Annotated in this window: 7 protein-coding genes; 6 read left to right on the forward strand and 1 reads right to left on the reverse strand. The window is 69.2% G+C overall.

Annotation, left to right across the window (positions count from 1 at the left end; translation table 11 throughout):
• The first annotated feature begins 19 nt into the window (after window positions 1-19).
• Both D7V97_RS11160 and D7V97_RS11165 read left to right on the forward strand, forming a co-directional pair.
• Window positions 20-574 (forward strand): MarR family winged helix-turn-helix transcriptional regulator, encoded by a 555-nt coding sequence (locus D7V97_RS11160; RefSeq protein WP_233582657.1) that lies wholly within the window; start codon window positions 20-22, stop codon window positions 572-574.
• Window positions 561-2,459: a chloride channel protein gene (locus D7V97_RS11165; RefSeq protein WP_120610599.1), complete on the forward strand. Its 1,899-nt coding sequence runs from the start codon at window positions 561-563 to the stop codon at window positions 2,457-2,459. Before D7V97_RS11160 ends, D7V97_RS11165 begins: the two co-directional genes overlap by 14 nt.
• Here D7V97_RS11165 and D7V97_RS11170 read toward each other — a convergent pair.
• Window positions 2,443-3,429, reverse strand: coding sequence for an NAD-dependent epimerase/dehydratase family protein (locus D7V97_RS11170; protein ID WP_120610600.1), 987 nt, complete (start codon window positions 3,427-3,429; stop codon window positions 2,443-2,445). The genes D7V97_RS11165 and D7V97_RS11170 overlap by 17 nt on opposite strands.
• Before the next feature lie 106 nt (window positions 3,430-3,535).
• On the opposite strand from D7V97_RS11170, the gene D7V97_RS11175 reads away from it, so the two are divergent.
• The 4 genes from D7V97_RS11175 to D7V97_RS11190 all read left to right on the forward strand — a co-directional run bounded on the left by D7V97_RS11175 (window position 3,536) and on the right by D7V97_RS11190 (window position 7,895).
• On the forward strand, window positions 3,536-4,168 hold the full coding sequence (locus D7V97_RS11175) for a TetR/AcrR family transcriptional regulator (protein ID WP_199728772.1): 633 nt from the start codon (window positions 3,536-3,538) through the stop codon (window positions 4,166-4,168).
• A gap of 95 nt (window positions 4,169-4,263) precedes the next feature.
• Window positions 4,264-5,109 (forward strand): TadE/TadG family type IV pilus assembly protein, encoded by an 846-nt coding sequence (locus D7V97_RS11180; RefSeq protein WP_120610602.1) that lies wholly within the window; start codon window positions 4,264-4,266, stop codon window positions 5,107-5,109.
• A gap of 30 nt (window positions 5,110-5,139) precedes the next feature.
• Window positions 5,140-6,774, forward strand: coding sequence for a pilus assembly protein (locus D7V97_RS11185; RefSeq protein WP_120610603.1), 1,635 nt, complete (start codon window positions 5,140-5,142; stop codon window positions 6,772-6,774).
• Window positions 6,775-6,782: 8 nt separating this feature from the next.
• Complete coding sequence (locus D7V97_RS11190; RefSeq protein WP_233582658.1) at window positions 6,783-7,895, forward strand: TadE family protein; 1,113 nt, start codon at window positions 6,783-6,785, stop codon at window positions 7,893-7,895.
• Window positions 7,896-8,009 lie beyond the last annotated feature (114 nt).

An 8,009-nucleotide genomic window follows, 5' to 3' on the forward strand; every position in this document is an offset into this window, starting at 1 on the left:
CCGTAGCTTGGGGAAATATATGGGCTCCCATTCAAATTCCCCCGCGCCTCCGTCCGGCGTCCCCGGCGAGGTGCGCGCGGCCATGGACGGGGTGCGCCGGCTGGTGCGCCTGCTGCGGGTCTCCGCGCGCGCGTCCGAACGGCTGGTGGGCATCAGCGGCGCCCAGCTCTTCATCCTCCAGGAGCTGGCGGAGGCCGGCCCCTCCTCCATCAACGACCTCGCGGAGCGCACGCTCACGCACCAGAGCAGCGTGTCCGGCGTCGTCGCGAAGCTCATCGAGCAGGGGTTGGTGAGCCGCAGCCGCTCCTCCGAGGACGGCCGCCGGGTGGAGGTGGCGCTGGAGCCCGCGGGCCGCGCCGTGGTGCGCAAGGCGCCGCCCATGGCGCAGGCCCGGCTCATCTCCGGGCTGCGCAAGCTGGAACCCACCGTGCGCGCCGGACTCGTCCAGGGGTTGGAGGCGTGGGTGCGGGAGCTGGGGCTCGAAGGGGATGTGCCCCCGCTCTTCTTCGAGGACGAGCCCCCCCGCAAGCGCGGGAAACGGAAATCGCAGGAGCAAGCACATGAAGAAGCCTGACGTAGAGCGCATCGAGGAAGCCATTGGCGAAGGACCGGAGACCCGGGGGCAGCTCCCCGTGGCGCCCTCCATGGGACCGGCGCTCGCCAGCCTGCGCGCCCCCTCCTTCCACGAGTCGGTGGACCGCCGCGCGGTGTTCATCAGCGCCCTGGCGGTGGTGCTCGCGGTCGTGGCGGCCCTCGTCGCGCAGGGGTTGGGAGCCCTCATCCACTTCTTCACGAACCTCGCGTTCTTCGGCCGCCTGTCCGTGCAGCCGGTGTCGCCCGGGGACAACACCCTGGGGCCGTGGGTCATCGTCGTCCCCGTGCTGGGTGCCATCGTCGTGGGGCTGATGGCGCGCTACGGCTCACGGGCCATCCGGGGCCACGGCATCCCGGAGGCCATGGAGCAGGTGCTCTTCAACAAGAGCCGCATCCCGCCCCGGATGACCCTGCTCAAGCCGCTGTCGGCGGCGATCGCCATCGGAACCGGTGGCCCGTTCGGCGCGGAGGGTCCCATCATCGCCACGGGTGGCGCGCTGGGGTCGCTGCTGGGCCAGGGGCTCCATGTGACGGCCGACGAGCGCAAGGCCCTGCTCGCCGCGGGCGCCGCCGCCGGCATGGCCGCCACGTTCGGCGCGCCGGTGTCCGCGGTCCTGCTCGCGGTGGAGCTGCTGCTCTTCGAGTTCAAGCCCCGCTCCGTCATCCCGGTGGCCCTGGCCACCGCCACCGCCACCGGCGTGCGCATCGCCTTCATGGGAGGCGCGCCGGCCTTCGCCATCCCGGACCTCACGACGCCTTCCGGCGGGGCACTCGCCTTCTATGGCGCGCTGGGCATCGCGGTGGGGATGGCGTCCGTGGTGTGCACGCGGGCGGTGTACTGGCTGGAGGACGCGTTCGAGAAGCTGCCCCTGCACTGGATGTGGTGGCCCGCGCTGGGAGGCATCGTCGTGGGCGTGGTGGGCTGGCTGTCCCCGCGGACGCTGGGCGTGGGCTACACCAACATCGAGGACATCCTGTCGGGCCGCTTCGTGGGCACGGCCATGCTCGTGTTCTGCGCGTTCAAGTTCCTCTCCTGGTCCGTCGCGCTGGGGAGCGGGACGTCAGGCGGCACGCTGGCGCCACTCTTCACGCTCGGCGGTGGGCTGGGCTCCGGGCTGGGGATGCTCGCCGCGCAGCTGTTCCCCCAGCTGGGCATCGATATCCGCGTGGCGGCGCTGGTGGGCATGGCCGCGCTCTTCGCGGGCGCCTCGCGCGCCCTGCTGACGTCGGTGGTGTTCGCCTTCGAGACCACGCGCCAGCCCATGGGCCTGCTGCCGCTGCTCGCCGGCTGTTCGACGTCCTACCTGGTGTCCGCGCTGCTGATGCGCAACTCCATCATGACGGAGAAGCTGGCGCGGCGCGGAGGCCGCATCCCCACGGAGCTGGGCGCGGATGCCCTGGGCCAGGCGCTCGTGCGCGACCACGGCCTCAAGCCCGTGGTGACGTTGCAGGCGGAGCAACCGCTGGAGGCCGTGCGCGCGTGGCTCGCGACGGACACCGCGGGCGCCCACCATCAGGGCTTCCCCGTCGTCTCTTCCGACGGCGCGCTGCTGGGCGTCGTGACGCGAAGGGATCTGCTGGACGGGAAGGAGACCACCGGCCGGCGGATGAAGGACCTGGTGAAGCGCCCGCCCGCGGTGGTCTTCGACGACAGCTCCCTGCGCGAGGCGGCGGACCTGATGGTGGACGAGGGCGTGGGCCGCCTGCCCGTCCTCTCCCGCGCCGAGCCTCCGCGACTCGTGGGCATCCTCACCCGCAGCGACCTGCTCGCGGGCCACCGGCAGCGGCTGGAGAACGCCCGCCAGCGGGAACGGGGCCTGAGCACCGCGCGGCCCCCGACACCCGCGCTCATGACGCCGCGGTAGCCACCACCGGGTGCGCGGGGGCCTGCTTCGCCTCGCGCAGGGCCGCGAGCGTCTGGCGGATGCCCTCGGCGTAGGGCGTCTTGTGCACGGTGCCCAGGAGCCCGCGCAGCGCGGAGTCGTCCATCAGCACGGGGTTCGTGAGCAGGTAGTACATCTCCACCAGCTCCCGCATGAAGGGCTGGAACAACCCCGCCAGCCGCACCATCCCCTTCCCCATCGCCATCGTCTTCGCGGGGCGGCCCACCTGCGCGTAGATCTCCTTCACCATCTCGCGCTGCGAGGTGACGCCCGCGCCCGCCAGGTTCCAGAAGCGTCCGTACGCGCGCGGCTCATCCATCAGCGCGGTGACGATGGGGCCCACGTCGTTCACGAAGACGAACTCGTGAGGCTTGTCGAGCGGGCCAATCATCGGGGCGCGCCTGCCCTCGAGGGCGGCCACGAACGCCTGGTAGAGGAAGCTGCGCTCCGTACCCGGGCCGTAGAAGTCCGGCAGCCGGAGGATGGTGCCCCGGATGGAGCCCGCCGCGTCGGCCGCGAGCAGCAGGTCCTCCTGCTCCTTGCGCATGCGGCCCTTGTACGTGTGCGGCTCGCGAGGATGCGCCTCCGTCACCCGTTCGGTGCGCGGCATGCCGTACGGATACACCGTGCCGATGAGCACCACCCGCTCCACCCCCTCCGCGATGGCCGCGTCGAGCGTGCGCCGCATCAGCAGCGGGTGCAGGTGGAACTTCCAGTAGTCCACCCCCACCATGTAGATGATCGTCTTCACGCCCCGCGCCGCCGCGCGGATGGACGCCACGTCGTCCGGGTTCCACGTCACCAGCTCCGCGCGCGGATCCGCCCCGTACTGCTGTTGCAGGCCCTTCATCGAGCGGCCGACCACCCGGTACCCCCGCCCCTGGGCCTGGAGCGTCCGCGCCACACCCTGCCCAATGACGCCCGAGGCGCCGAACAACGCCACCGTCTCCATGTCGAACTCCCTGCGGATGAACGGTGACCTGTTTTCTGAACACCGTTCTGTGAACACCGTTCATTTATTGCTGGCTGTACTTCACGTCAAGCCCTATCGTTGGGACATGGGCAGCGCGGAGCGGAAGGAACGTCAGCGGGCGGAGCTGCGCGAGCAGATCCTCCAGGTGGCGCGCGACATCGTGATGAAGGAGGGCTTCGGGGCCCTGTCCATGCGCAAGCTGGCGGACGCGGTGGAGTACGCGCCCGCGACGCTCTACCTGCACTTCGAGAACCGGGACGCCATCGCGCGCGAGCTGTGCGTGCGCGGCTTCCAGGAGCTGCTCGCGGTGCTGGAGCCCGCCGCTGCCTGCGAGGAGCCGGTGGAGCGCCTGTCACGCCTGGCGGCCGCCTACGTGGCGTTCGGCCTGAAGCAGCCGGAGACCTACCGGCTCGTCTTCATGGAGGACCCCAAGCTGTCCGCGGACCTGTTCCAGGACCAGGACGAGGGCGCGGGGCCGAAGTCCTTCGCCGTCCTGGTGCGCGCGTTCGAGGCCCTCAAGGCCGCGGGCCAGGCCCTGGAGGACACGACGCCCGTGCGACTCGCGGAGGTGTTCTGGGCGGGGCTGCACGGCATCGTGAGCCTGAAGCTCACCTGCTCCGGCTTCCAGGGCACGCCCGCGGAAGTGCTCGCGCAGACCCTCGTCACCAGCTCCGTGCACGGCTCAAAGCCCGCGCGAGCGACCCGACGCACCCGGTAGGCGGGAAATCCACGTTCGCGCGCGTGAGCAGGGGGTCCGTCAAGTGGCCGCTTGCTGGCATCCCCCTGACACACCGTGTGAAGATTCGACTTCCCATGAAATGGTCCGCTTCACCCCATCCCGGCGAGTCGGGTCAGGCGTTGGTCGAGTCCGCGCTGGTCTTCCCGGTGATGGTCTTCCTCATCCTCGGCATCCTCCAGTTGGGGACGCTGCACCACGCACGGCTGATGACGGAGTACGCGGCGTACCGGTCCGCGCGCGCGGGCATCGTCAACCACGGCGACTGCGAGATCATGAAGAAGGCCGCCTACGTGGCGGTGCTGCCCACCCTGGGGCCGCCCCGGGTCCCGATGACGGGCGTGGCGAAGCCCGGGGGGCGCGTGGACACGCTCATCAACGTGGCGCTGGTCAATGACGCGTACACGGACAAGTCCTCGGCCCAGGCGAACCAGACGTTCAAGGACCAGGGCGTGGACCTGGAGCGCGTGCGCGTGGAGGTGCTCAACCCCAGGAAGAGCCAGCTGCCCGGGCTCTTCGCGTCCTACGGCTCGCACATGAAGGGACTGGAGCTGGACTACGACGACATCCGGAACGCGCAGGTCATCGACGCCAACCTGCTCACGGTGCGCGTGACCTACTTCTACGAGATGCGCATCCCGTTCGCGAACTGGCAGCTCCACGCCTTCTACATGGGGCGCGAGTTCCTGAAGGACATCCGCGGCGGCCCGAACTTCACGACCCAGCGCGTGGGCGGGGGCAGCCCCACGCAGTACCTGGAGACCAAGGGCGCAAGCCGCAGCGCGGACCACAAGAAGGTCAGCACGCTGGCGGGCATGCAGACCTTCGTCATCCCCGTCATCGCGACCTATTCGATGCGCATGCAGTCCAACCTCCTCAACAGTGGAACCTACGGCCCGAACTCCTGCGCCGTGGACGGCTAGCGTCCCCCGACGCTGGCGGAAGGAACCCTGATGTTTCGGATTCTCCGGAGGCTGCGGCGCGACGAGCGCGGGCAGGCCATGGTGCTCGGGGTGGTGGTCATGCTCGTGCTGGCCGTCACCGTGATGACGTCGGTGGGCATCGGCCACGGCGTGTACCAGAAGATCAAGCTGCAGGACGCCGCGGACGCGCAGGCGTACTCGCTGGCGGTGAAGGAGGCGCGCGCCTACAACTTCCTCGCGTACACCAACCGCGCGATGATCGTGCACTACTCCGCCATGCTCACGGTGATGTCGTACGTGAGCCACGCGGTGTACCTGGACAAGACCATCGGGACCGCGGCCAAGTACCTGAAGCTCATCCCCGGCATCGGCACCGTCTTCGCCGCCGTTGAACAGGCCATCAAGGCCTGGAAGGTGGCGGTGGAGACCGTCTCACGACTGCTCATCCCCATCCTGACAGGGCTCAACATCGCCCTGTGGCTGGCCCAGGAGGCCATGCTCACGGGCACCATGTATGACCTCTACACCAGCGACGGGCATGGGGACGTCATCGGCACGACGGACCCCAAGGCGTTCGTCACCGAGGACATGAACTCGAAGCAGGAGTTCAACAAGGGGCCCATCACCTCGGTGTTCAGCACCCCCACCAACGTCAACTACTCCAACGCCAAGAACTTCCTCCACATCCTGGATGACGGGCCCTTGAGCAGCGTCCCCACCATGGGGGTGGACCCCACGGGCATGCTCAAGCGGGCGAAGCTGGTGTCGAACAACAAGCTGTCGGATCCGGACATGGCCAAGTACCGCCTGCTGATGGGCAGCCTGGCCAATGGCGTGCGGCGCAGGTGGACGGCCGAGGGAGAGGGTCCGTTCCTCATCGGGCGGCGCTGGAGCTTCCAGCTCTGCGTCGTCATTGGCGAGCTGCGCATCCGCAAGACGGCCGACAGCCAGATCAAGAGCTTCGACGAGGGCTTCGAGAACAACCGCAAGGACCAGCTCTACGCCGCGGACGACATCCGCATCGACGTGCGCCCGCTCTGCGGCATCTTCGGCTGGAAGAATGTCTTCCAGCTGCGCTTCCGGGCCGCGGCGGACGCGCGGGGCGGCTTCCACCAGGAGGTCGGCTCCAACAAGTCGAACAACCACCACACGTGGACGGGCATCACGCCCTTCCTCACGGCGGACACGAGCTTCATCAACCCGCGGCAGAACCACTTCGGCTACCCGTGCAACCTCGTCGTCCTGGGCAAGGACATGGGCGCCGACCGAGAAGGAGGCAAGCCCTCCGAGCTCCCCTTCGAGCTGGCGAACCTGCGCGACAACGCCTTCATGGAGGGCGCGGGCGAAGAGGAGTTCAACACCGCGGAGAACACGGAGCAGGGCATCCAGGAGTCGTACCTGGACATGACCTGGAAGTACGTAGGCGGCAAGAAGGACGCCTACGCGGCGGACTTCCGCGAGCGCACGGGCGGCATGATGGCCATGGCGGTGGGCCGGGCCATCTACCACCGGCCCAATACCTGGAAGGAAGAGCCCAACTTCTTCAACCCGCTCTGGACCGCGCGCCTGGCGCCCGTCAAGACCCACTGGGACGCGGATCACCTCAAGTGGCTGGTGCCTGCCTGGGAGGACAGCGAATGGCTGCTCAACGGCATCAACTACTGACGGGCGCCATGAGAACCCAAACGGGACGGCGGGGCAGCGCGCGGGGTTCGGCGACGGTGGAGCTGGCGCTCCTGGCGCCCCTCTTCGTGGTGCTGGTGCTCTGGGCGAACTACTTCTGGGAGGCGCAGCGCGCGCGCCTCAAGCTCGCGGAGATGGCGCGCTTCATCGCCTTCGAGCGCACGGTGCGCACGGACCTCAACGCCATCGTCGCGGAGGCCCGGATGCGCTACCAGGACCTGGATGGCTCCACGAAGACGGGCACCCTGGGCAGCACCTACCAGAACGAGCTCACCTTCCAGGTGAAGGCGGAGAACGCCGACGCGCCGCTCGAGAGCGTCGAGATGGCGGACATGGGTTCGAAGGCCGGCGTCGGGGCGCTGGCGGGCCCGGCCCTGTCCGCGCTGGGCAGCACGCCGGCGCAGCTTGCCGAGGACATGGGATTCGACCCCAGCGTGGGCGCGGTCCAGGCGGAGGTGCAGGTCCGCATGGTGAATCGCATCATCCCGCAGGAAGTGGCCCTCTACACAACGGGCTTCGAAGGCAACCAGCTGGACCTGGTGTTCAAGGAGAGCTTCTACCTCTACCACGACACGTGGCGGGCCTGGGGCAATGGGGAGAACCCCTCGCAGACCTACCCCCGGGTGGAAGAGCTGACGCACGACCGCGTGAGCCGCATCGTCTACGCGGGCGTGACGAGCAGCGGCGGTGGGGCCCTGGATGCCATCGGCAGCGTGCTGTCCGTGCTGGGGCTCGATTTCCCCTTCTCCACTGACTACATCCGCCAATCCGTGCTCATCCGCGACCCGAAGGCCGCGGGCTACTTCGCGGCGGCGGGGCGGCCCACGCGCACGGTGCCCGGCGACGCGCTCCAGGCCGCCTACTGGCGCAACGACACGAGCTTCTGCTTCGGCAGCTGCGAGCCCAGCGCCATCAACGTGAAGCGCGGCTTGAACAACCAGAGCGGCTACGGCGACAACTGGTCGATGCGTTCGTACAACTGCCGCGGGGACTTCTTCCAGGGCGCCGCCATGTCGAACGCCCCCGAGTCCATCTACACGGAGTCGATCGCCAAGGGCGCCGGCTACTTCCACTACGCCAACAACGCCTGCGCCGTGCCATGAGCGGGCTGACGGACCACACGGGCGCGCTCACGCGCTGGCTGGGCCTGGGCGGGTTGCTCGCGCTCGTGGCCACCGCCGTGGTGCTGAAGGATCCGCCCCCGGCGCCTCCCGCCC

This window comes from Corallococcus sp. CA053C (assembly GCF_003611675.1).
Lineage (GTDB): Bacteria > Myxococcota > Myxococcia > Myxococcales > Myxococcaceae > Corallococcus.

Excerpts from the sequence above, each read along its gene's own strand:
- D7V97_RS11160 (WP_233582657.1), top strand. The coding sequence starts at position 20 with ATGGGCTCCCATTCAAATTCCCCCGCGCCTCCGTCCGGCGTCCCCGGC.
- D7V97_RS11165 (WP_120610599.1), top strand. The coding sequence starts at position 561 with ATGAAGAAGCCTGACGTAGAGCGCATCGAGGAAGCCATTGGCGAAGGA.
- D7V97_RS11170 (WP_120610600.1), bottom strand. The coding sequence starts at position 3,429 with ATGGAGACGGTGGCGTTGTTCGGCGCCTCGGGCGTCATTGGGCAGGGT.
- D7V97_RS11175 (WP_199728772.1), top strand. The coding sequence starts at position 3,536 with ATGGGCAGCGCGGAGCGGAAGGAACGTCAGCGGGCGGAGCTGCGCGAG.
- D7V97_RS11180 (WP_120610602.1), top strand. The coding sequence starts at position 4,264 with ATGAAATGGTCCGCTTCACCCCATCCCGGCGAGTCGGGTCAGGCGTTG.
- D7V97_RS11185 (WP_120610603.1), top strand. The coding sequence starts at position 5,140 with ATGTTTCGGATTCTCCGGAGGCTGCGGCGCGACGAGCGCGGGCAGGCC.
- D7V97_RS11190 (WP_233582658.1), top strand. The coding sequence starts at position 6,783 with ATGAGAACCCAAACGGGACGGCGGGGCAGCGCGCGGGGTTCGGCGACG.